This is a genomic window from Roseixanthobacter finlandensis (genome assembly GCF_043195105.2).
Lineage (GTDB): Bacteria > Pseudomonadota > Alphaproteobacteria > Rhizobiales > Xanthobacteraceae > NCEH01.
Map to the genome: position 1 here is coordinate 2,447,578 of NZ_CM195536.1, position 21,486 is coordinate 2,469,063.

The window sequence follows — 21,486 nt, forward strand, 5'->3', positions numbered from 1 at the left end:
ACGTCTCAGGAATTCTCATGCATGCCCCCCAGCAGTCCGGCGCTCCCATGAGCCGGTCTGCCTCAATTACCGCAGCGATCTCCGCCATATCGGTGGTCGGCATCGGTATCAGCCTGTCGATTCCGCTCCTGGCGCTCGAATTGGAATCGCGTGGCATCTCGAACACCTGGATCGGCATCAACACGGCGGTCGCCGGGGTGGCGACGGTCGCCACTGCGCCGTTCGTGCCGCTGATGGTGCGCAAGCTCGGCGTTCGGGCGCTGCTGACGCTTGCGATCGCGGTGACCGCCGTGAGCCTGCTGGCGTTCAAGCTCGTGCCGTCGTTCGTGCTATGGTTTCCGCTGCGCTTCGCCTTCGGTGCCGCGCTCTGCATCCTGTTCGCGGTGAGTGAATATTGGATCAATGCGGTGGCCCCGCCGCACCGGCGCGGGCTGATCATGGGGATTTATGCCACCGGTCTTTCCGTGGGTGCGGCCATCGGGCCGGCGATTCTCGGCCTGCTCGGCACGCGCGGCTGGCCGCCTTATGTGGCGGGGGCGATCATGCTCGCGGCGGGTGCGATCCCCATTCTCATGGCGCGCGGCATGACGCCCAAGATTGCAGACGGCGACCATCATGGCGTGCTGATGTTCATCCGCCTGTCGCCCGTGGCGACGCTCGCGGCCCTGGTGTTTGGCGCCATCGAAACCGCGGTCATGAGCTTTCTGCCGCTCTATGGCGTGCGACTCGGCCTACCGGAGAGCGGTGCCTCGCTGCTGCTGACCATTGCGGTCCTGGGCAATGTGTTATTCCAGATCCCGCTAGGCCTCGTCAGCGACCGAATCGACCGCCGCATCCTGCTGCTCGGCTGCGCACTGTTCGGCACCATCGGGGCGCTGGTGATGGTGCAGATCGCGGTGGATACGCTGGCCTTCAAGATTGCAGTGTTTCTGGCCACAGGGGTCGTGGGCAGCCTCTATACGGTAGGGCTTGCCCATCTCGGGGCGCGATTCCATGGCGCCGATCTTGCCGCCGCCAATGCTGCGTTCGTGATGCTCTATTCGCTCGGGCTCATCATCGGCCCTCCACTGGTCGGGCTCGGCATGGACATCTACAATCCGTATGGTTTTGCTTATGTGATGGCCGGCATGCTGGGCATGTATGTGCTGGTGGTGGCAAGCCACCTGATGGTGGAAAAGCGTGCCCACGCTTGACATTTGGGGCGGGATGAGTGAATTTCCGCGCCCACGTGCCGCCAAAGCGGTGGCGCGAGCGTATTTCTTTTCCGCGACCGCTTTCGGTTCGCGCGCCGTAGCGGCATCAAGGATAGACCATGGCCAAGGCTGCAACCATTAAGATCAAGCTTCTGTCCAGCGCGGACACGGGCGTGTTCTATGTCACCAAGAAGAACTCCCGCACCAAGACCGACAAGCTGGTGCTGAAGAAGTATGACCCGGTGGCGAAGAAGCACGTCGAGTTCCGCGAGACGAAGATCAAGTGATCTGACCTGTTCATCGTGACTGACCAGGGCGCCTCTCGGGGCGCCCTTTTCTTTTGAAGAATCTCATGACGAACAGCAGCGGCCCCGCGTGCCGCCGCGGGATCGCCGAAGCCGCTCATCCGCTCCCAGGCACAACGCGGGAGCCAATGCCCGCGTCCGCCTCTGCCGGAGCGCCCTTAATGATCCGGCGTCTCTGCGTGCGGGTGGATCGATAGGCAAACCGCGAGTCCGTCCGGAATCGGCAGGTTGGCGGCATGGCCGAGCTTGTGGGCCAGGAGCTTCGGCAACAGGTGGGTATGCGGGCCTTTGGGACTGGTGCCATCGGGCGGCGGGATCGGCTGGAACACCTCGATGCGGCCGAGGGCCGATAGGAAGACACGATGTGACTCACTGGCGGCGATTTGCCCCAGCAGGTCAGGGCGCGCGAACAACGTCGCGCCTTCGGCCGCGCGCAAGGCGGCGATGAGATCGGCGTCCGTGATGCGGATCAGGGCATCCAGCGTTGGCGTGCCGAGTCCGAGATCGAACAATTCGCCGGCGCGCTCTTCCGGGCGGATCGCCTGCGCGTCCGGACCGAGCGCGGTGAGGACTGCACGGGTGGCAAGTTGCGCTCGATCTTGGGGCAGGCAGAGCGCAACGCCCGGCCGGCGCCGCTCCGCGTGCCTGGAGGGCGTCTCATAGGTGATCACCTGCATGGCGGGATGGGCATCAAGGCGCAGGGCGCCGCGCGCGGTGGAGAGTTCAAGCCGACTCGGCTGGCGATCAATGGCGGTGGCTTCATCCGCGTCGCGCATGAACTCGGCCACGGCACCGAATACGCCGAGGCTCCAGCCGCAGGTCGCGTCGCGCGCGTGCCGCTCCGCAAGGTCAAGCGCTTCAATCGTCACGGGCAGGGCTCCCTTTGTCGGTCCGGAATGGATCAAGGCCACGCCGCCGCCCTTGCCGCCGCCCTCGACGACGCCTGAGACTTCAGCGCGGCGGGAGGTCCGACGGCGAGAGATGCCACTTGAAGACCATTGCGATGCGGGTCAAGGGGCATGCTTAAGGGCCCGGCCGAGAGCCTGCGGCAGCGATACCGTTCTGCGCCCCGCGTTCAAATTGTGCCGGCCTATTCCGGGATCGGCAGCCCGCGGGCAATGGGGAACGATCGCTCTGGGCTTTCGCCAGGTCGCAGCGTGATAGGGATGCCGAAGATAATATGCCGGCAAACCAATAGAAGTACATCGACCTTGTACTTTGCGCCTCAACTGGTGCATTCATGTGCGATACCGACGGTATATTTATGTATTTACAAAAAAAGGATGAAATGATTCGGTCACTACTTCATATATTATCATGGTAAAATGTCGCAAATGGCCGACAAATCGCGATCCTTAAAGGGCGTTTTCTCCACATGAGCGTGCCGATTGAGGGATCTATCGAGGACCATCATAAATTCGGCCATTGTGAACTAAGTTCAGCTTGAACATGACAGGCAGATGAGAAAGCCTGACCTGCGAAATACCCTGGGTCTCGCGGGGCGCGAGGGACCGTGGGCGTGAAGAAGGATGTGTGATGACAACGGGAACGACGACCGCGATCAATTGGGCCTGGGGCACGAACACCGTTCTGGCCTTCAATCCCGCCACCGACGTGCTGGATTTCGGCTGGTTTCAGGCCGATCAGTTCACGGTGACGGAGGTGAACGGTTCCGTCGTCATTTCCATTCCTTCGAATAACGAGACCTACACGCTGGAAGGCGTTCAGCTGTCTCAGCTGACGATGGCGAACATCACCGCCAAGGATTCCACCGCGCTCGCGGAATGGACCACGGCCCTCGCGACCACGGGCACCGGCGGTGGTACCGAGACGGGCGGTGGAACGGGCGAGGGTGGTGGCACCGGAACCGGAGGAGGTACTGGCGGGAGCGCGGAAGGCACCGTGTACGCCGTCTCGCTCGGCGGGGCGGACATCACTGGCTTCGACATCACCAAGGACAAGATCGACACGGGTGCGAAAACGATCCACGCCTTCATCATCGTGGACACGCCTGATGGCGTCGGGTTCATGAACCCCTGGAACGGCGATATGCAGATCATCAAGGGCGTCGCCCTCGCCGATCTGACCATCGACAATTTCAGCTATATCGAGAACGCCCATCTGCGCGAGGCGGTGAGCGGCGCGCTGGCCTGGGAACAGGGGATCACGCCGGAGCCGCATACGGTCTATGCGCGCTCCCATGAAGTCGGGCAGGTGGACAAGGTCGCCTTCGATCCCGCGACCGACGTGGTGAGCTTCAAATATTTCGCGAGCCGCGAGCGGCTCTCCATGACCGACAGCAGCGAAGGCGTGGTGATCGCCGATGGCGCGACCGGCGAAAAGCTTGTGCTCCTCGGCGTGACCATCGCCGAACTCTCGTCCAAGAATTTTGAATTCACCTTCACCGAGGTCCGCGAGGACCATCTGGACAATCAACTCGGCATCACTGTGCCGGATTCCCAGATCATCGATTTCGACATCGCGATCGCCGGTGGCGGTACGGTCACGGGCGGAAGTGGCTCCACAGCAGGTGGCGGCACCGGCGGCACGGGTGGGGACTCGGGTGGCGGCACCGGCACCGGCGGCGAAACTGGCACGGGCGGGGAGACCGGCTCCGGCCATGTTGGCGACGGCGCGGCCACGGTCACCACCATCACCTGGGCCTGGGGCACCAACACGGTGCTGAATTTCGACACGGCCTTGGACAAGCTGGATTTCGGCTGGTTCTCCGCCGACAATTTCACCGTCGCCGAAGTCGCGGGGTCGGTGGTCATCTCCATTCCGAGCAATAACCAGACCTATACCCTCACGGGCGTTACGCTCGCCGACCTGAGCCTGGCCAACATCGTCGCCAAGGACGCTTCGGCCGTCAGCGAGTGGACCGATGCGCTGTCCGGCACCACCGGATCCGGCGGCACCGGAACGGGTGGAACAGGTGGAACAGGGACCGGCGGCACCGGTTCTGGAGGCACGGGAAATTCCGGCACCGGCGATTCTGGCACCGGCGGCACGGGTTCGGGCGATACCGGATCTGGCGGCACCGGTACCGGCGGCGACACCACCATCTATGCCGACCCCTGGTCCGCCACCAAGGTCTATAATGGCGGCGATCTCGCGAGCGAGAACGGCATCGTCTACAAGGCCAGCTGGTGGACACAGGGCAGCGATCCCGCCACCAACCACGGCACCGAAGGCAGCGGCGAAGTGTGGACCTTCGTCGGCTATCTGGACAGCACACCCGTGGTTCCGAACGCACCCGAGGACCTGTTCGCGGCAAGCACCACCGACACCTCGACCGTGCTGGTTTGGGACGCGGCAACTGTCTCCGGCGTCGGAACGGTGACGGGCTACAGCATCTACATGAACGGGGTGCTCATCGCGACCACCGCGGACACCCATTACAAGGTCGCCGACCTGGACGCCTCCACCAGCTATGACTTCACCGTGGTGGCGATCGACGAGGCTGGAACCTCGTCCGCGACAAGCCCGCTCCATGTGACGACCGGGCTGGCCGGCAGCTCCGACGCTCTCGACCAGGATTTCTCGCCCTATGTGGACATGTCCCTGAGCACCAGCCAGGATCTGCTCGCCATTGCCAAGAATTCCGGCGTGCTCGATTTCACGCTGGCCTTCATGCTCAGCTCCGGCACCGACCAGATCGGCTGGCAGGGCACTGGGACCATTGAGAACGATACGCTCTGGAATGGCTCCACCATGCTCGCGCAGATCGAGTCGATCCAGGCGGCCGGCGGGAACATCACCGTCTCGTTCGGCGGCGCCAACGGCCAGGAAGCTGCGCTCACCGCCACCAGCGCGGCCAAGCTGACGGCGGAATATCAGTCCGTCATCGACCGCTATCATGTGAACTCCCTCGATTTCGATATCGAGGGCGCGGCTGTCACCAATACGGCCGCCAATCATCTGCGCGACCAGGCGCTGGTGGCGCTCGACCAGGCGAACCCGGATCTCACGATCTCCTTCACCTTGCCGGTGCTGCCCACCGGCCTCACGCAGGATGGAATCAACCTGCTGAAGCAGGCCGCCGCCGACGGTGTGCACATCGACGTGGTGAACATCATGGCGATGGATTACGGCGCTTCGGTCGACAGCGGGGACATGGGCAAGGATGCGATTTCCGCCGCGATTGCCACGCTCGCCCAGTTGAAGGAAATCGGCATCGACGCCAAGCTCGGCATCACGCCGATGATCGGCATCAATGACGTGAGCAGCGAGGTGTTCACGCTCCAGGATGCGCAGGAATTGCTGGATTATGCGGACGGCAATCCGGATATCGCCCGCCTCGCCATGTGGTCGCTCGGCCGCGACAATGGCAGCACGGTCGGCGTGGTCTCTCCGCTCGGCAGCGGCGTGGAGCAGACCGCTTATGAATTCAGCCACATCTTCGGCAATTTCTGAGCCGGTATAGTGCCCCGCACCCGCTGCCATGCCGCAGCGGGTGCCTTTTCACCCCGTGGCATGTCGGCTAGATTTCGGCCCAAACGGGGATACAAAATGCCGAAAACTGTAAAGCTTCCGGGTGGTGAGACCGTCCCGGCCATCGGACAGGGCACCTGGTTCATGGGCGAGCAGGCAGCCCGGCGCGCGCAGGAGATCGAATCCCTGCGCCTTGGCGTCGACCTCGGCGCAACTCTCATCGACACCGCGGAAATGTATGGCGACGGCCGCACCGAGGACATGCTCGGCGAGGCGCTTCAAGGCTACCGGGACAAGGTGTTCCTGGTGTCCAAGGTCTATCCCCACAATGCCAGCCGGCGCGGCGCGGTCGAGGCGTGCGAACGCAGCCTCAAGCGCATGCGCACGGATCGCATCGATCTCTATCTGTTGCACTGGCGCGGCAGCCATCCCTTTGAGGACACTGTCGCCGCGTTCGAGGCGCTCCAGGCGGCGGGCAAAGTCCGCCATTGGGGGGTGAGCAATCTCGATACCGACGACATGGAGGAGTTGCTCGAACAGGGCGGCGGTGCCTGCGCGGTGGATCAGGTGCTCTACAACCCCACGCGCCGTGGTGCGGAATATGATCTGTTTCCATATCTGGCAGAGCACAAAATCCCGATCATGGCCTATAGCCCCATCGAGCAGGCGCGGCTGCCTCGCTCGGGCGCGCTCGGTGTGGTGGCGCGCAAGCATGGGGTCGATCCCTACCAGATCGCGCTCGCCTGGGTGATCCGCCGCCCGGATGTAATCGCCATTCCCAAGGCCGGAACGCCGGATCATGTGCGGGCCAATATCGCTTCCGCCGACATCGTGCTGGATGCCGAGGATCTGGCCGCCATCGACGCGGAATTCCGCCCGCCCACCCGCAAGCGCGGCCTGGAAATGCTCTGAGGCGCGGGCGTTACGGCAGAGCGCGGGCGATCAGGACCGCGTCGATGTCGGGAATATCGCGCTTGAGCTGGCCTTCCATCCGGGCCAGCACCTGGGAGACTTCGCCCATGCTCCGCTCTGGCGCGAACCCGACGGTGATCTCCACATGAGCGATGCGCCCGGAGCGGCGCGTTCGAACACCCAGCAGGGCATCGTAATCGTCGAAGAAAAGCGCGAGTGCCCGGTTCACCTTGTGCTGGATCGGCTCGGCGAGTGAACGGTCCAGCAGATCGGGCAGGGCGTCGCGCACCATGGACGCCCCCACCACAGCCATGAAGCCGGCACCGATCAGCCCGCCGATAAGATCCGCCGTGCGCGCGATGGCGGGATCGGATGAGAGCGCGTCGATGACGACGCACACCACCACCGGGGAAGAGGCCACGGCCTTGGCGACATGGGCGCGCAACTGGGCCTGCACGATCATCGACCCGCCAGCCCGGCTGGCCTTCCACAAAGGCACGATGGGTCCCGCGTTCACCAGAAAATTATAGCCTACGAGCACGATGGCGGCGCCCGCCCAAAAATCGTCCTTGGGCTCTCCGCCGCCTTCACCGAAGGCCCGGCTGACGATGAAGCCGGCTGCCAGCACCAGCAGGACGCCGATCAAGAAGCCGAGGCCGCGCTCCACTTTTCCGATGCCGTATTCATAGCTTGAAACCCGGCCGCGATGCAGGTTGCGCAGGGTCTGGAGCGAGGCCGTGGCGACTACCAGCAGCAGCGTGCCGCGCAGCATCTCCGACAGCATGGACAGCGAGCCGATGACCAGCGCGGCGATTCCATAGGGAACCGCAAGGCTCAGATCGAGCAGGATGGCGATGAGGATCGCGCGCTCGGCGTCGCGCTCGTTCGCGCTGGGCAGGCGAAGGAGGGAGAGCGTTTCCATCAGCGAACCGCCAGCGGCCCGCGCATCACGAGCTTCTCGCCGCGAATCTCGAAACTGTCGAGCCGTTGGAGAAAGCTCATGCCCAGCAGGCTGGTGCGCAGGACCCCGGCGGGCGAGACGAGGGCCGGCACCCGCCGTTCCACGATGGTGCCGATGGTGATCTTGTCGAGAACCACCGAGGCTGCCTTGGTGCGCCCGTTCGCGGTGTCCACCGGCACGTCATATTTCAGGAAATCCACCGGAAGGCCGGCGGAACGCGCCGCTTCCAGCGTGAGCACCACGGAGGAGGCTCCGGTATCCACCAGCATATGCACCGGCGAATCGTTGATCGCGGCCCGGACAGCGAAATCCCCGTCGGCGCCGCGCGCGATCTCCACTGTCGCGGTCGGGCCGTTGCCAGCGCCCACATAGCCCGGAATGAGCTGCACCAGCACTTTGTCGGCCACCTGCCGCAGCGGGTCGCGATAGGTGTAGCCCATGGCCAGAACCACAGCGACGATCACCCAGAACAGAGCCGCCATCAGCGCTTCGCCGATGCGGCCGCGGAACATCGACCACGCGACCGCGCCGACGAAGATGAGAATCGCGAATTTCGAAATCAGGCTCGCGAACTGGCTCAGGTCGAGCCCCGCCACCTCGCCCTGCTCATGATGGACGGCAAGCACGATCACGCCGCCGAACAGGCCCAGCAGCAGAATCCACAGAAGACGGTCGCCGCGCATGTCTCAATCCGCAAAGGCTTCGGGGCGTTGCTGGCGCAGGCGTTCAAGCCGGGCCGGCAATTGATCCATCACGGCGGCGCGCCGTTCGGCCGACATGGAGATCCAGGCGCCGATCTCCTGCGTCGTCCGCCCGCATCCCAGGCACAGGCTGGACAAGGGATCGACTTGGCAGATTTTCACGCACGGCGTCGCGATGGCCTGCGATGCGGCGGCAGGTCCGCCAGGGAAGGGGGAGGGGAAAACGGATTTGGCGTCGCTCATCTGCGCTCTTCGGGCCGTCGCGGGCCGCTCAACCGGGGTGGCGGATGCCTCAAACGGCCTTCGCGAACATAAGCACCGCCAGCAGGAAGGCAATCTCCGCCACTTGCTGCGTGGCACCCGCGACATCGCCCGTCTGGCCGCCGATCAGGCGCGCTGAAAGCCGTGCCATCGCAAATCCGGCCAGGGCCGGGGCGATCAGACCCGCAAAGGTGGCGCTCACGCCGAAGCTCGGCACCAGCAGGACGGCCACGACGAGCGCGGCCATGAGCGCACAAGCCATTGCGGCATCGGCGCCGGGCTGTCCCGCACCCGCAGAAGCGCCATCCACACGCGCGGGCGGCAAAACCTGAAGCAGAACAATTCCCGCCGCCCGCGAGGCCGCGCCGGCCGCGACCAGCGCAAGCACAGCGCGCACCGGCCCGCCGAGCACCAGCAGCGCCTCGAGACTTGCAACCCTGATCAAAAGTGAGAGAGCAAGCGCACACGCGCCATAGGTGCCGATGCGGCTGTCGCGCATGATCTCAAGCCGCCGGTCCCTGTCACGGCCTCCGCCGAAGCCGTCCGCCGTATCGGCGAGACCATCCTCATGGAAGGCACCGGTGGCCAGCACCAACGTGGCGATGGAGAGGCATGCGGCGAGAAAGGGCGGGAAGCCGAGGGCCGACGCCAGAAGCAGCACCGCGGCGCCAAACAGGCTGATGGCGGCACCGGCCAAGGGAATCGCATAGGCGATGCGCGCGAGAGGCGGCGCGCCGAAAGGCATGTCCTCCCCGTTCCGGGCCGGCACAGGCAGCCGCGAGAAGAAGCGCAGAGCGACGAACAGGTCCTCGACGAGGCGATTGCGGGTCATGCGCCGGATCCGGTACGGCCGCGCAGTTCGGCGGCGGCTCTTTGGGACCCTTATTTGCGCCTTGGGTCAAGCAGGTGCGCACAAGCTGGCGCGTCGCGTTTGCATTCGGCTGCTCGGCCGGTATAGTCCCGCCGCTTCGCCCGGCCTTGTGCCACCTGCGCGCGGCCTGGCCTTTCTTCAGATAGAACGAGGATGCACATGTTCATTACGCCCGCTTTCGCCCAGGGCGCCACGGCCGCCGGCGGCGGGACCGACATGCTCATTCAGCTTGCCCCGTTCCTCTTGATCTTCGTGGTCATGTATTTCCTGATCCTGCGTCCCCAGCAGAAGCGCGCCAAGGCGCATCAGGAAATGGTGAACTCCCTGCGCCGCGGCGACGTGGTGGTCACGGCAGGTGGTTTGGTTGGCAAGGTTGCGCGTGTGGTCGACGAGGCCGAGGTCGAGTTGCAGATCGCCGACAATGTGAAGGTGCGCCAGCTGCGCTCGCAGATCACAGTCGTACGGTCCAAGGCCGAACCCGCTAAGGATGAGGCGGCCTCCTGAGGCCGTAGAATCGCAAGACGATGCTGCACTTTTCCCGGCTAAAGACGACGGCGATTCTCGTCATCACGGCGATCGGTATTCTGTTCGCCCTTCCCAATCTGCTTCCGCCAGCCGCCTTGGCGGTGCTGCCGTCGTGGCTCGCGTCAAGCCGCGTGACGCTCGGCCTTGACCTTCAGGGCGGCTCGCACATCCTCCTGGAGGTGGACGGCGCGGCCCTGCGCAAGGAGCGGGCCGAGCAGATCCGGGACGAGGTTCGCAATGTGCTGCGCGAGCAGCGCATCGGCTATAGCGGGCTGACGATTCGCGACACCGCGATCCAGCTTCGTCTGCGCGATCCAAACGACACGACCAAGGCGGTGGCGGAGCTGCGCAAGCTCGCGGCGCCCATCACCAATACCCTGCTCGGCGGTAGCACCGGCGAAATGGACCTCACGGTCTCCAGCGCGAGCGAGGGGGCAGTTACCGTCACCCTGACGGATGCGGGGCTCACCGCCCGCATCCGCTCGGCGGTCGATCAGTCGATCGAGATCATCCGCCGCCGTATCGACCAACTCGGCACTGTGGAACCAAACATCCAGCGCCAGGGCGCGGACCGCATTCTGGTGCAGGTCCCCGGCCTTCAGGACCCGCAACGCCTGAAGGCCCTGCTGGGCCAGACCGCCAAGCTGTCGTTCCGCATGGTGGACCAATCCATGTCGCCCCAGCAGGCGCTGGAAGGCCGCGCGCCGCCGGATTCCGAAGTGCTCCAGGGCCAGGACGGCATTCCTTACCTGGTGGAGAAGCAGGTTCGCGTTTCGGGTGAGGATCTGGTGGATGCCCAGCCCGGCTTCGACCAGAACACGCGTCAGCCCATCGTCACCTTCCGCTTCAATTCCAACGGCGCCCGCCGCTTCGCCGCGACCACGCAGGCGGCGGTCGGCCAGCCATTCGCGATCGTGCTCGACAATCAGGTGATCTCAGCGCCGCGTATCAACGAGCCGATTCTTGGTGGATCGGGCCAGATCTCCGGTTCCTTCACCGTGCAGCAGGCCAACGACCTCGCCATCCTGCTGCGGGCCGGCGCGCTGCCGGCACCGCTGAAGGTGGTGGAGGAGCGCACCGTCGGCCCCAGCCTCGGGCAGGATTCCATCGAGGCCGGAAAGCTTGCCGCGTTTGTGGCCGCCGGGCTGGTCGCGGTATTCATGGTTGCCGTCTACGGCCTGTTCGGCCTTTTCGCGCTGGTCGCCCTGGCGGTGCACGTCACCTTGATGTTCGCCCTGCAATCGGTACTCGGCGCGACGTTGACGCTTCCCGGCATCGCCGGCGTGGTGCTCACCATCGGCATGGCGGTGGATTCCAACGTCGTGATCTTCGAGCGTATCCGCGACGAGGCCCGCGAGGGCCGCTCCGCCATCGCCGCCATCGACAAGGGCTTCACCCACGCGCTCGGCACCATCATGGACGCCAACGTGACCTCCCTTGCCACGGGCTCCATTCTGTTCCTGCTGGGCGGCTCGGGCCCGGTGCGCGGCTTCGCCGTCACCTATATCCTTGGCCTTCTGACCACCGTGTTCACTGCTTACACCCTCACCCGGCTCATGATCGCATGGTGGGTGAAATGGCAGCGCCCGGCGAAGCTGCCCATCTGAAGGTGCGCCGTAAATGCCTTTGATCGATTATATCCCGGCGCAGACCCACTTCGGTTTCATGCGCCTGCGCCATGTCACCTTTCCGCTTTCGGCGGCGGCGATGGTGCTGGCTCTCGTGTGCTTCGCCACCTTCGGCTTCAACCTCGGCATTGATTTCCGGGGCGGCACGCTGGTGGAGGCGCAGACCAGCCAGGCGGCGGCCGACATTTCCGGCCTGCGCGAACATCTCGGCGACCTCGAGCTGGGCGATGTCCAGATCCAGGAATTCGGTTCCCCCCGCGACGTGCTGATCCGCGTCGGCGAGGCCGGCACCTCTGATGCCGCCCAGCAGGCGATCGTCGGCAAGATCTCCTCCGCCCTGGGCACGGACTACACCATCCGCCGGGTGGAGACGGTGGGCCCGAGCGTGTCGGCGGAGCTGGTGCGCCAGTCCATCATCGCCCTGCTGCTGGGCGCGGTGGCGGTGCTGGTCTATCTGTGGTTCCGCTTCGAATGGCAGTTCGCGGTGGGCGCTATTGCCACCACGGCGCACGATATCTTCGTGACGCTGGCGATCTATTCGATTCTCGGGATCGATTTCGATCTGACCTCGATCGCCGCCATCCTCACCATCATGGGCTATTCGCTCAACGATACGGTCGTGGTGTATGATCGTATCCGCGAGATGCTGCGCCGCTATAAGCGCATCCCCCTGCCGGAGATGCTCGACCTCTCGGTGAACGCGACCTTCTCGCGGACTATCATCGTCTCCCTCACCACCTTCCTGGCGACGCTGGCGCTTTATTTCTTCGGCGGGGAAGTGCTGCGCGGCTTCTCCCTCGCCATGGCAGTGGGCATCATCGTTGGCACCTATTCCACCATCTTCGTCGCGGCGCCGATGCTGATTCACCTTGGCCTACGCCCCAGCGCGGTGGAGGGCGAGAAGAAGCCGCAGGGCATCGCCGCGCGGGTCGATGAAGTGATGGCGCCCTTGACGGAGGAGGCGGAAATCCTGCCAGCCACCCCCGATGCGCCGAAGCCCGCACCCGTTCCCTCGGCGAGTCGCGCACGCTCGCGCGGCAAGCCGCGCAAATAGCAGGCGAGGCGGCCCAAGATGGCGGAGCAGAAAACCGAGGCGTTCCTGCCCCGCCAGGTTCCCATCGACGGCTATGGGGACCGTTTCTTTCATTTTTCCGGCATGTCCCATTCAGGGTCGATCCTGGCACTGCCGTCCGGGATCCGGCCCTGGGCGGTCGAGACCTTCTCCTCCCTCGATGCGGCGGCACTCGCGCCGATCATCGCGGAAGCCAAGGCGTTCGAGCTGCTGTTCCTGGGCACGGGCCGCGATCCGGCGCATCTGCCGGAGCGGCTGAAGGAGCGGTTGCGCGCAGCGCACCTGCGCTTTGAACTTATGCCGACGCCGGCCGCCGCCTCCACCTATAATGTGCTGCTGGCCGAAGGCCGGCGCGTGGGCGCGGCGTTGATCGCATTCTGAGACCTTGAGGCGCGTCATGAGCGAAGATTCCGGCGCATTCGCTGCGCCTGATCTGGAAACCGCCTATTCCCATTGCGCCGATCTCATTCGCGCTCACGACCGCGACCGATTTCTCGCCGCTTTGTTCGCCGCCTCGGCGCCCCGCCGCCACCTTATGGCGCTCTATGCCTTCAACCTGGAAGTGGCGCGGGTCCGCGAGGTGGTGCGCGAGGCGCTGCCCGGTGAAATGCGCCTGCAATGGTGGCGCGAAATCATCGAGGGGCTGGGACGTGGCGATGTTTCCGGCCATCCGGTCGCGGCAGCCATGCTCGACACCATCGCCGTCTGCGACCTGCCGCGCGGCGCTCTGCTGAACCTGATCGATGCCCGCACCTTCGATCTTTATGACGATGCCATGCCCACGCTCCACGACCTGGAGGGCTATGCGGGTGAAACCTCGTCGGTGCTGATCCAGCTCGGCGCGACGATCCTTCTGGGCCGCGCCGATCCCGCCCTCGCCGATGCGGCCGGCCATGCGGGGGTGGCGATCGCGCTCACCGGCCTGATGCGGGCGCTGCCGCTGCATGCGGCGCGCGGCCAGTGCTTTCTGCCGCTCGACGTGCTCCAGCGCCATGGCCTCACACGCGAGGATGTGGTGAGGCGAAAAGCGGGTCCCGGCATTGCCGCTGTGCTCGCCGAATTGCGCGCGCGGGTGGCCCATCACTTGAAGGCGGCGCACGCCGCTTTGCCGCGCGTGCCAGCGCAGGCGGTACCCGCCTTTTTGCCGCTGGCGTTGGTCGCCGGTGACATGAAGGCGCTGGCGCGGGCCGGCGATCCGTTCACCCGCATCGTCGGTCTTCCGCCCTTTGTGCGGGCCTGGACGCTGTGGCGCGCGGCCGCGAAGGCGCGCGCCGGCCGCGACTGGATCAAGCCGCCGGCCGCGTTATCCGGTCGGTAAGGTTGAGCCTGCCGCGCGCGATCTGATCCACCAGCTCGCGGGTGACCTGCGAGCCGGAGAGGCTTTCCAGCATCTCGATCTGGTTACGCGCCACCAGCAGCAGCAAATCGTCCCGCACCACGCCATTATTATCGCGCGGCAGCAACGGCACGAGTTGCAAATGGTCGAGATGCGAGCGGTCGGGCAAGGCCGTGGCCAAATGGGCGCGCAGCGCCTCGGCGGTCAGATCGCCGCTCGCCTCGACGAAGGCATAGAGGCCGACCTTGCCGCCAAGCGTCTGGAAATCCGCCATGTGCACGTCGCTCACCGCCGGATGGGCCAGCAGCGCCTCCGCGATGCGCGGCCCCACCTGCGTCACGCGCGGCCCGCGTCCTTCGGTATCCGAATAGGACATGAGCCGGCGGGTCACGAAGCGGTAGACCCGCTTGCCGGTGGCCATCCACACGCGGGCAAAGCCGCTCTTCGTCGCCAGCATCTTGCGTTCGCGCGCGGTCAGCGCGTTGGGGCAATAGGTGCGCTTGTGCTTGAGCAGATGGCGCACGTCCTCATAGGCGAGGATGCGGCCCAGCCGCGAGCGGCGCGATATCGGCAGCGCCAGCTGGAAATCCATCAGCCAAGCCTCGCCATCCGCGCCGCGCAGCCAATTCTGCTGCTTGGCGAGGTCGTTATGGGCGAAACCCGCAGCATGCAGCGTGCGCAGCGCCGCCTTGGCGGACCGGAAGAATCCGAGATCGCCATAGGGCCGCGCGATTTGCAGCGGCGCCCCCTCGATCCACCCGCGCACCAGGAAGCGACGCCCCACCGCCAGAAGGGGCGTGGTGACGCCCGTGGCGCTGACGCGTTCCAGGGCCTTCACCTCGCCGGCGGCGAGACGCGCGGCGATCGGAAAGAACCAGGGCGAGACTGCATTCCACCGACGCAGAACGGCGGGATGTTCCGCGCCTGACTGGTCGATCCAGGTGCCGCGCTCGACGGTCGAGAATACGTCGCGCTTGAGCACGGTATCCACGGTGAAGCGGGCGAGGTCGGCCTTGTGCTCGACCGGGGTGAAAGGGCGCAGGTGCCTGGGCATGTGCGCCTCTTAAGCCGCCTCGGCCGGGCTGTCGAGCCAGGCATCCAGGTCCGCGAGCGCGCGCGCGGCGATGGCGTGCTTTTTCGCCAGGGTCTTTTCCGTGCCGCGCAGACGCTTTCCGTCCTCCCCCTTGGGATTGATTTCAAGCGGAGGGAACAGGCCGAAATTGATGTTCATGGGCTGGAACGAGCGTGGGCCGGAGTCGATGGTCTCGATATGGCCGCCGGTAATATGGGCGAGCAGCGCCCCATGGGCCGTGGTCAGTGGCGGCAGGCTCAGTTCCTCCCCCCGCCGCTCAGCTGCGGCAAAGCGTCCAGCCAGCAGGCCGACGGCCGCGCTTTCCACATAGCCTTCGCAGCCGGTGATCTGGCCGGCGAAGCGCAAGCGCGGATCGGCCTTCAGGCGCAGCGTGCCGTCCAGCAGGCGCGGCGAATTGAGATAAGTGTTGCGGTGCAGGCCGCCGAGGCGGGCGAACTCGGCATTCTCCAGTCCGGGAATGGTGCGGAACACCCGCACCTGCTCGCCGTACTTCAGCTTGGTCTGGAAGCCCACCATATTATAGAGCGTGCCGAGCTTGTTATCCTGGCGCAGTTGGATGATGGCGTGGGCCTTCACGTCCGGCGCATTGGGATTGGTCAGGCCGACCGGCTTCATCGGGCCGAAGCGTAGGGTCTCGCGCCCGCGTTCTGCCATCACCTCGATGGGCAAGCAGCCGTCGAAATAGGGCGTCTTGGCTTCGAAATCGCGGAGCGGTGCCTTCTCTCCGGCCAGCAGGGCGTCGATGAAGGCCTCGTACTGGTCCTTGTCGAGCGGGCAATTGATATAGTCGGCGCCCGTGCCGCCGGGGCCAACCTTGTCGTATCGCGACTGGAACCAGGCCTTGCTCATGTCGATGCTGTCGAAATGAACGATCGGCGCGATGGCGTCGAAGAAGGCGAGGGCGGTCTCGCCCGTCAGCTCCAGCACCGATTGCGCCAGAGCCGGCGAGGTGAGGGGGCCGGTGGCGATGATCACCTTGTCCCACTCCGAGGGCGGCAGGCCGGCGATTTCCTCGCGGCGGATTTCCACCAGCGGATGGGATTCGAGCGCCGCCGTCACCGCTTCCGCAAAACCCACACGGTCCACGGCGAGCGCGCCGCCCGCCGGCACCTGATTGGCGTCCGCGCATTTCAGGATCAGCGAGCCGGCGCGGCGCATCTCCGCATGGAGGACGCCCACGGCATTGCCCTTGGGATCGTCCGAGCGAAAGGAATTGGAGCACACCAATTCCGCCAAGGCCTGCGTGTGATGCGCTTCCGTGGTGCGCACCGGGCGCATTTCGTGCAGCACCACCGGCACCCCGCGCGTCGCCAGTTGCCACGCCGCTTCCGAGCCGGCGAGGCCGCCACCGATCACATGCACCACGCGTTGTTCCGTCATGAGCCGTCCTGAAACCGGGCAAAGCATCCCGGTGCGGGGCCGCCTGAAGCGCGCCCGAAAAGCCGATCTGGCTCAATGCCCGAACATGGCGGCAGCTTCAAGATGCGCGCACGCGTCATCCCTCCGCGACATCGCCGGAATGGGGGAAAAACGCCCCTCAAACGAAAAAGGCCCCCGAATCGGGGGCCCTTGTCGTCCGTCTAGGCGGACGGATCAGGCGGCGAGGGACGCCTGACGCGCGATAGAACGGATTTCCGAGCGGCTGACATTTATATCGCCAAGCGCGCGGTCATCGAGCTGGGACAGTTCGGCAACCGTACGATTATAAGCCTGCCAACGGCGAACCTGGCGGGCAAGAAGACCCCAAAGCAACATGATTTCTCTCCTTTGTGCGGCCGGCACTTTCGTGCTCCGCATCGTTGGGGAAGAGATAAGCCTGTTCGGAGCCATAGCCAATGCATGTTGCCGCAACGCAGCATTGCGGCAATCGCATATAATTTATACCAGCTGATAACTTTTGTGGCAGGCGCATGGCTAGAAATGCCCAACTCCAAGGCTTTTCGCGGGGGCCGCCAATCGACGATCGCGTGCACCCGCCGGTTCGCCCGGAGGGTAAAGCGCGCCCAACCGCCCACCGCCGTTGCACTGCATCATTGTGCCGGCGGGATGAAGCCCGACCTTGATCTTAGCTGGGAAAACCGGTGGCGGCTTACTCCGCCGCCGCCTGCCGCCGGCCGCGCCTGACCTTCGGCGGCAGCGCCGGAACCTTGGATTTCATGGGGCGCCGCGCCAGAACCTCCGCCAGGAAGGCGCCCGTGTGGGACCGTTTCGAGCGGGCGATTTCCTCGGGCGGACCCACCGCCACGATTTCACCGCCGCCGTCTCCGCCCTCCGGGCCGATGTCGATCACCCAGTCGGCGGTCTTGATGACCTCGAGATTGTGCTCGATCACTGCCACGGTGTTGCCCTGCTCCACCAGTTCGTGGAGCACCTCCAGCAACTTCGCCACATCATGGAAATGCAGGCCGGTGGTGGGCTCGTCCAGGATATAGAGAGTGCGCCCCGTGGCGCGCTTGGACAATTCCTTGGCCAGCTTCACCCGCTGCGCCTCGCCGCCCGAAAGCGTATTGGCCTGCTGGCCGACCTTGATATAGCCGAGCCCGACCCGCGAGAGCGTCTCCAGCTTCTCGCGCACGCTCGGCACCGCCTTGAAGAAATCGGCGCCCTCGTCCACCGTCATATCGAGCACGTCGGCGATGGATTTGTCCTTGAAGGTGACTTCCAGCGTCTCGCGATTGTAGCGCTTGCCCTTGCAGACGTCGCAGGTCACGTACACGTCGGGCAGAAAATGCATCTCGATCTTGATGACGCCGTCGCCCTGGCAGGCCTCGCAGCGCCCGCCCTTGACGTTGAAGGAGAAGCGGCCCGGTCCATAGCCGCGCGCCTTGGCCTCCGGCAGGCCGGAAAACCATTCGCGCATGGGCGTGAAGGCGCCGGTATAGGTGGCCGGATTGGATCGCGGCGTGCGGCCGATGGGCGACTGATCGATGTCGATGACCTTGTCGAGATGCTCCAGCCCCTCCAGCTTGTCGAACGGGGCCGGCGCTTCGCTCGCATTGTTCAGCCGCCGCGCCACGGCCTTGTATAAGGTGTCAATGAGCAGCGTGGATTTGCCCCCGCCCGAAACACCGGTCACGCACGTGAACAGGCCGAGCGGGATCTCCGCCCGCACATTCTTCAGATTGTTGCCGCGCGCGCCGACCACCGCGAGCATCTTGCGCGGGTTCGGCTGGCGGCGCGTCGGGACGCCCACGGACAGGGCGCCGGTGAGATATTGTCCGGTCAGCGAATTGGGGTCAGCCATGACCTGCGCCGGCGTGCCCTGGGAGACGATGCGCCCGCCATGCACCCCAGCGCCGGGGCCGACGTCCACCACATAATCGGCGGCAAGGATGGCGTCCTCGTCATGCTCGACCACGATCACGGTATTGCCCAGCTCCCGCAGGCGCTTCAGCGTCTCGAGCAGGCGCGCGTTGTCGCGCTGGTGCAGGCCGATGGACGGCTCGTCCAGCACATAGAGCACGCCGGAGAGGCCGGAACCGATCTGGGACGCAAGGCGGATGCGCTGGCTCTCACCGCCGGACAGCGTGCCGGAGGAGCGGGCGAGGGTGAGATATTCCAGCCCCACGTCCATCAGGAAGCGCAGCCGGTCGCGGATCTCCTTGAGGATACGCACCGCGATCTCGTTCTGCTTCGCGCTCAGCAACGCGGGCAGCGCCTCGAACCATGCGCTCGCGGCGCGCACGGACAGCGCGCCAGCCTCGCCGGCATGCATGCCGCCGACCTTCACCGCCAAAGCCTCCGGCTTCAGGCGATAGCCGTGGCAGACCGCGCAGGGCACGGTGGAGAAATATTTCGAAATCTCCTCGCGCGCCCAGTCGCTTTCGGTTTCCTTCCAGCGCCGGTCGAGATTGCGCACGATGCCTTCGAAGGTCTTGTGGGTCTCGTAGGCGCGCAGGCCGTCGTCATAGGCGAAGGCGATCTGCTCCTCGCCGGAGCCGTAGAGAATCACGTCCCGCGCCTTTTCCGGCAGGTCGGCGAACGGCACCGTGAGCTTGAATTTGTAATGCTTGGCGAGCGCGTCCAGCGTCTGCCCATAATAAGGCGAGGTGGATTTCGCCCAAGGGGCGATGGCGCCCTGCTTCAGGGTGCGGGATTTGTCCGGCACCACGAGATCGGGATCAATGGTCTGCTCGACGCCGAGCCCGTCGCAGGCCGGGCAGGCGCCGAACGGATTGTTAAACGAGAACAGCCGCGGCTCGATTTCCGAAATGGTGAAGCCGGAGACCGGGCAGGCGAACTTTTCCGAGAACATGATGCGCTTGGGCGCGCCGTCCTCGTCCTTCTCGTCGGCGAATTCGACCACGGCGATGCCGTCGGCGAGCCCAAGCGCGGTTTCGAAACTGTCGGCGAGGCGGGTCGCGATATCGCCCCGCACCACTAGGCGATCTACCACCACATCGATGTCGTGCTTGAACTTCTTGTCCAGCGCGGGCGCCTCGGCGATCTCGTGGAACGTGCCATCGAGCTTCACGCGCTGGAAGCCCTTCTTCAGGAACTCCGCCAGTTCCTTGCGATATTCGCCCTTGCGCCCGCGCACCACCGGCGCCAGCAGATAAAGCCGGGAGCCTTCGGGCAGGGCCAGCACACGATCCACCATCTGGGATACGGTCTGGCTCTCGATGGGCAGGCCGGTGGCGGGCGAATAGGGGATGCCGACCCGCGCCCAGAGCAGGCGCATATAGTCGTAGATCTCGGTCACCGTGCCCACGGTGGAGCGCGGGTTCTTCGAGGTGGTCTTCTGCTCGATGGAAATTGCGGGCGAGAGGCCGTCGATCTGGTCGACGTCCGGCTTCTGCATCATCTCCAAGAACTGGCGGGCATAGGCCGAGAGGCTTTCCACATAGCGCCGCTGGCCCTCAGCATAGATCGTGTCGAAGGCAAGCGAGGATTTTCCAGAGCCGGACAGGCCCGTGAAAACGACGAGGCTATCGCGGGGGATATCCAGGTCGACGTTCTTCAAATTGTGCTCGCGCGCGCCGCGTACGGAAAGCAGACGGGCATCTCGGCGCTCGGACGGCGAAGAGGGCATGCGGGGAGGGGGCGCGCGATCAGTCATGAGGCTCGGGCTTAGGGTAAGCGGGGCAGTGAGGGCGAAAGCGTCCGGCAAGCGGAGCGCGGCGTCTTCCGGCCCGCCACCTTGGTTAATTTAGGACACGGTGTGCGCTGCGGTAGGGAACGTAAGCCGAACATAGGTATCAAAACCGAAAAAAGGAATGCACAGGCTTCAGACTCATCTTGCGGCCAGTGTGCGCGATTGCTAGAACAGATCAAGAACATTTGCATTCAGGCTTCGGCCTTAGGGACCTTTTGGTGGAAAAGGCACGGGCGCCCCTCGCTTCGCACAAGGGGGGCGCTAGGGTGCAGCTTCGGTTCAGCCGGCATCGCCCGGCACGCAAGACAGGGAGCGGGCGATGGCCGGCAGCGTCAATAAGGTGATCCTGATCGGCAATCTGGGCCGCGACCCGGAAATCCGTTCCTTCCAGAACGGCGGGCGGGTGGCGAGCTTCTCCATCGCCACGTCCGAGACTTGGCGCGACAAGGCCTCGGGCGAGCGCAAGGAGCGCACCGAATGGCACCGCATTTCAGTGCTTAACGAAAATCTGGTTGGCGTGGTGGAGCGCTTCGTGAAGAAGGGCTCCAAGGTCTATATCGAGGGCCAGCTCGAGACCCGCAAATATGAGAAGGATGGCCGCGAGCAATATACCACCGAAGTGGTGCTGCGCCCCTATCGCGGCGAGCTCACCCTTCTGGATGGGCGTAGCGGCGGCGGTTCGAGCGAGGGCGGCGGCGACGAATATGCCGGCGGCTCCGATTTCGGCTCATCAAGCCCGATGGGTGCAGGCGGCGGTTCGTTCGGAGGTGGCGGCGGCAGCTATGGGGGCGGTTCCGGGGGGCGCCGGTCCGGTGGTGGTGCAGGCTCGAGTTCGGGTTCGGGCGGCAGCCGCCCCTCCGACGACATGGATGACGAAATCCCATTCTGACCGGGATCTGTGGCTTCCCGGGTTTTTAATTCTCCGGATTTCCAAGAGGTTCCGAACTGGCGGGGAGGCGATGGCGCGCCCGCCAGCTCGGGCATTTCCCCCCGTTTGGAGGTGCTGTGGCGGTACAAGAGGGGGCACGGCGGTGCAGAACTTGAGACCACCGCTATAAGGCATTGTAAAATCGAGGATATTTATACCCGCGCCGACGGT

The 21,486-nt window shown here is 65.0% G+C and carries 19 protein-coding genes; 10 read left to right on the forward strand and 9 right to left on the reverse strand.

Annotation, left to right across the window (positions count from 1 at the left end; all coding sequences use genetic code 11):
* Positions 1 to 47 precede the first annotated feature (47 nt).
* Together V5G24_RS11400 and rpmG are read left to right on the forward strand one after the other, a co-directional pair.
* Complete coding sequence (locus V5G24_RS11400) at positions 48 to 1,193, forward strand: MFS transporter (protein ID WP_394082604.1); 1,146 nt, start codon at positions 48 to 50, stop codon at positions 1,191 to 1,193.
* A 119-nt stretch (positions 1,194 to 1,312) separates the two neighbouring features.
* On the forward strand, positions 1,313 to 1,480 hold the full coding sequence (gene rpmG / locus V5G24_RS11405; RefSeq protein ID WP_132033308.1) for a 50S ribosomal protein L33: 168 nt from the start codon (positions 1,313 to 1,315) through the stop codon (positions 1,478 to 1,480).
* 176 nt (positions 1,481 to 1,656) lie between these two features.
* Here the strand turns inward: rpmG and V5G24_RS11410 are convergent, their stop codons facing one another.
* On the reverse strand, positions 1,657 to 2,409 hold the full coding sequence (locus V5G24_RS11410) for a DUF6925 family protein (protein ID WP_509292311.1): 753 nt from the start codon (positions 2,407 to 2,409) through the stop codon (positions 1,657 to 1,659).
* Between the two features lie 625 nt (positions 2,410 to 3,034).
* On the opposite strand from V5G24_RS11410, the gene V5G24_RS11415 reads away from it, so the two are divergent.
* On the forward strand, positions 3,035 to 5,914 hold the full coding sequence (locus tag V5G24_RS11415; RefSeq protein ID WP_394082600.1) for a fibronectin type III domain-containing protein: 2,880 nt from the start codon (positions 3,035 to 3,037) through the stop codon (positions 5,912 to 5,914).
* Between the two features lie 96 nt (positions 5,915 to 6,010).
* Positions 6,011 to 6,844: an aldo/keto reductase gene (locus tag V5G24_RS11420; RefSeq protein WP_394082598.1), complete on the forward strand. Its 834-nt coding sequence runs from the start codon at positions 6,011 to 6,013 to the stop codon at positions 6,842 to 6,844.
* 10 nt (positions 6,845 to 6,854) lie between these two features.
* Here V5G24_RS11420 and V5G24_RS11425 read toward each other — a convergent pair whose 3' ends face one another.
* Genes V5G24_RS11425 through cobS form a run of 4 tightly spaced genes read right to left on the reverse strand, consistent with a single transcriptional unit; the run spans position 6,855 to position 9,599 of the window.
* Entirely contained in the window at positions 6,855 to 7,766 is a 912-nt protein-coding gene (locus V5G24_RS11425) for a cation diffusion facilitator family transporter (RefSeq protein WP_394082596.1), read from the reverse strand.
* Positions 7,766 to 8,488 carry a TIGR02281 family clan AA aspartic protease gene (locus V5G24_RS11430; protein ID WP_394082594.1) on the reverse strand — a complete coding sequence of 241 codons (723 nt, stop codon included), beginning with the start codon at positions 8,486 to 8,488 and terminating at the stop codon, positions 7,766 to 7,768. Before V5G24_RS11430 ends, V5G24_RS11425 begins: the two co-directional genes overlap by 1 nt.
* A 3-nt stretch (positions 8,489 to 8,491) precedes the next feature.
* Positions 8,492 to 8,749: a DUF1289 domain-containing protein gene (locus tag V5G24_RS11435; protein WP_394082592.1), complete on the reverse strand. Its 258-nt coding sequence runs from the start codon at positions 8,747 to 8,749 to the stop codon at positions 8,492 to 8,494.
* A gap of 49 nt (positions 8,750 to 8,798) precedes the next feature.
* Complete coding sequence (gene cobS, locus V5G24_RS11440; RefSeq protein WP_394082590.1) at positions 8,799 to 9,599, reverse strand: adenosylcobinamide-GDP ribazoletransferase; 801 nt, start codon at positions 9,597 to 9,599, stop codon at positions 8,799 to 8,801.
* Between the two features lie 198 nt (positions 9,600 to 9,797).
* Here cobS and yajC point away from each other — a divergent pair, with 198 nt between their 5' ends.
* The 5 genes from yajC to V5G24_RS11465 are packed head-to-tail and all read left to right on the forward strand — an operon-like array spanning position 9,798 to position 14,181.
* Positions 9,798 to 10,142 (forward strand): preprotein translocase subunit YajC, encoded by a 345-nt coding sequence (yajC, locus tag V5G24_RS11445; RefSeq protein ID WP_394043474.1) that lies wholly within the window; start codon positions 9,798 to 9,800, stop codon positions 10,140 to 10,142.
* Between the two features lie 20 nt (positions 10,143 to 10,162).
* Positions 10,163 to 11,770 carry a protein translocase subunit SecD gene (secD, locus tag V5G24_RS11450; protein WP_394082588.1) on the forward strand — a complete coding sequence of 536 codons (1,608 nt, stop codon included), beginning with the start codon at positions 10,163 to 10,165 and terminating at the stop codon, positions 11,768 to 11,770.
* 13 nt (positions 11,771 to 11,783) lie between these two features.
* Positions 11,784 to 12,845, forward strand: coding sequence for a protein translocase subunit SecF (gene secF / locus V5G24_RS11455; RefSeq protein ID WP_394082586.1), 1,062 nt, complete (start codon positions 11,784 to 11,786; stop codon positions 12,843 to 12,845).
* Between the two features lie 18 nt (positions 12,846 to 12,863).
* Positions 12,864 to 13,244, forward strand: coding sequence for an Mth938-like domain-containing protein (locus tag V5G24_RS11460; protein ID WP_394082584.1), 381 nt, complete (start codon positions 12,864 to 12,866; stop codon positions 13,242 to 13,244).
* A 16-nt stretch (positions 13,245 to 13,260) separates the two neighbouring features.
* Positions 13,261 to 14,181 carry a phytoene/squalene synthase family protein gene (locus tag V5G24_RS11465; RefSeq protein WP_394082582.1) on the forward strand — a complete coding sequence of 307 codons (921 nt, stop codon included), beginning with the start codon at positions 13,261 to 13,263 and terminating at the stop codon, positions 14,179 to 14,181.
* On the opposite strand, the gene V5G24_RS11470 is transcribed toward V5G24_RS11465, so the two are convergent.
* The 4 genes from V5G24_RS11470 to uvrA form a co-directional block, all read right to left on the reverse strand.
* Positions 14,150 to 15,253 carry a serine/threonine protein kinase gene (locus V5G24_RS11470; RefSeq protein WP_394082580.1) on the reverse strand — a complete coding sequence of 368 codons (1,104 nt, stop codon included), beginning with the start codon at positions 15,251 to 15,253 and terminating at the stop codon, positions 14,150 to 14,152. The genes V5G24_RS11465 and V5G24_RS11470 overlap by 32 nt on opposite strands.
* 9 nt (positions 15,254 to 15,262) lie before the next feature.
* Positions 15,263 to 16,672 carry a methylenetetrahydrofolate--tRNA-(uracil(54)-C(5))-methyltransferase (FADH(2)-oxidizing) TrmFO gene (gene trmFO / locus V5G24_RS11475; protein WP_394082578.1) on the reverse strand — a complete coding sequence of 470 codons (1,410 nt, stop codon included), beginning with the start codon at positions 16,670 to 16,672 and terminating at the stop codon, positions 15,263 to 15,265.
* Positions 16,673 to 16,885: 213 nt separating this feature from the next.
* Positions 16,886 to 17,047: a DUF1127 domain-containing protein gene (locus tag V5G24_RS11480; RefSeq protein ID WP_394071474.1), complete on the reverse strand. Its 162-nt coding sequence runs from the start codon at positions 17,045 to 17,047 to the stop codon at positions 16,886 to 16,888.
* Between the two features lie 334 nt (positions 17,048 to 17,381).
* Positions 17,382 to 20,324 carry an excinuclease ABC subunit UvrA gene (uvrA, locus tag V5G24_RS11485; RefSeq protein WP_394083086.1) on the reverse strand — a complete coding sequence of 981 codons (2,943 nt, stop codon included), beginning with the start codon at positions 20,322 to 20,324 and terminating at the stop codon, positions 17,382 to 17,384.
* Positions 20,325 to 20,706: 382 nt separating this feature from the next.
* On the opposite strand from uvrA, the gene ssb reads away from it, so the two are divergent.
* Positions 20,707 to 21,276 carry a single-stranded DNA-binding protein gene (ssb, locus tag V5G24_RS11490; protein WP_394082576.1) on the forward strand — a complete coding sequence of 190 codons (570 nt, stop codon included), beginning with the start codon at positions 20,707 to 20,709 and terminating at the stop codon, positions 21,274 to 21,276.
* Positions 21,277 to 21,486: the final 210 nt, after the last annotated feature.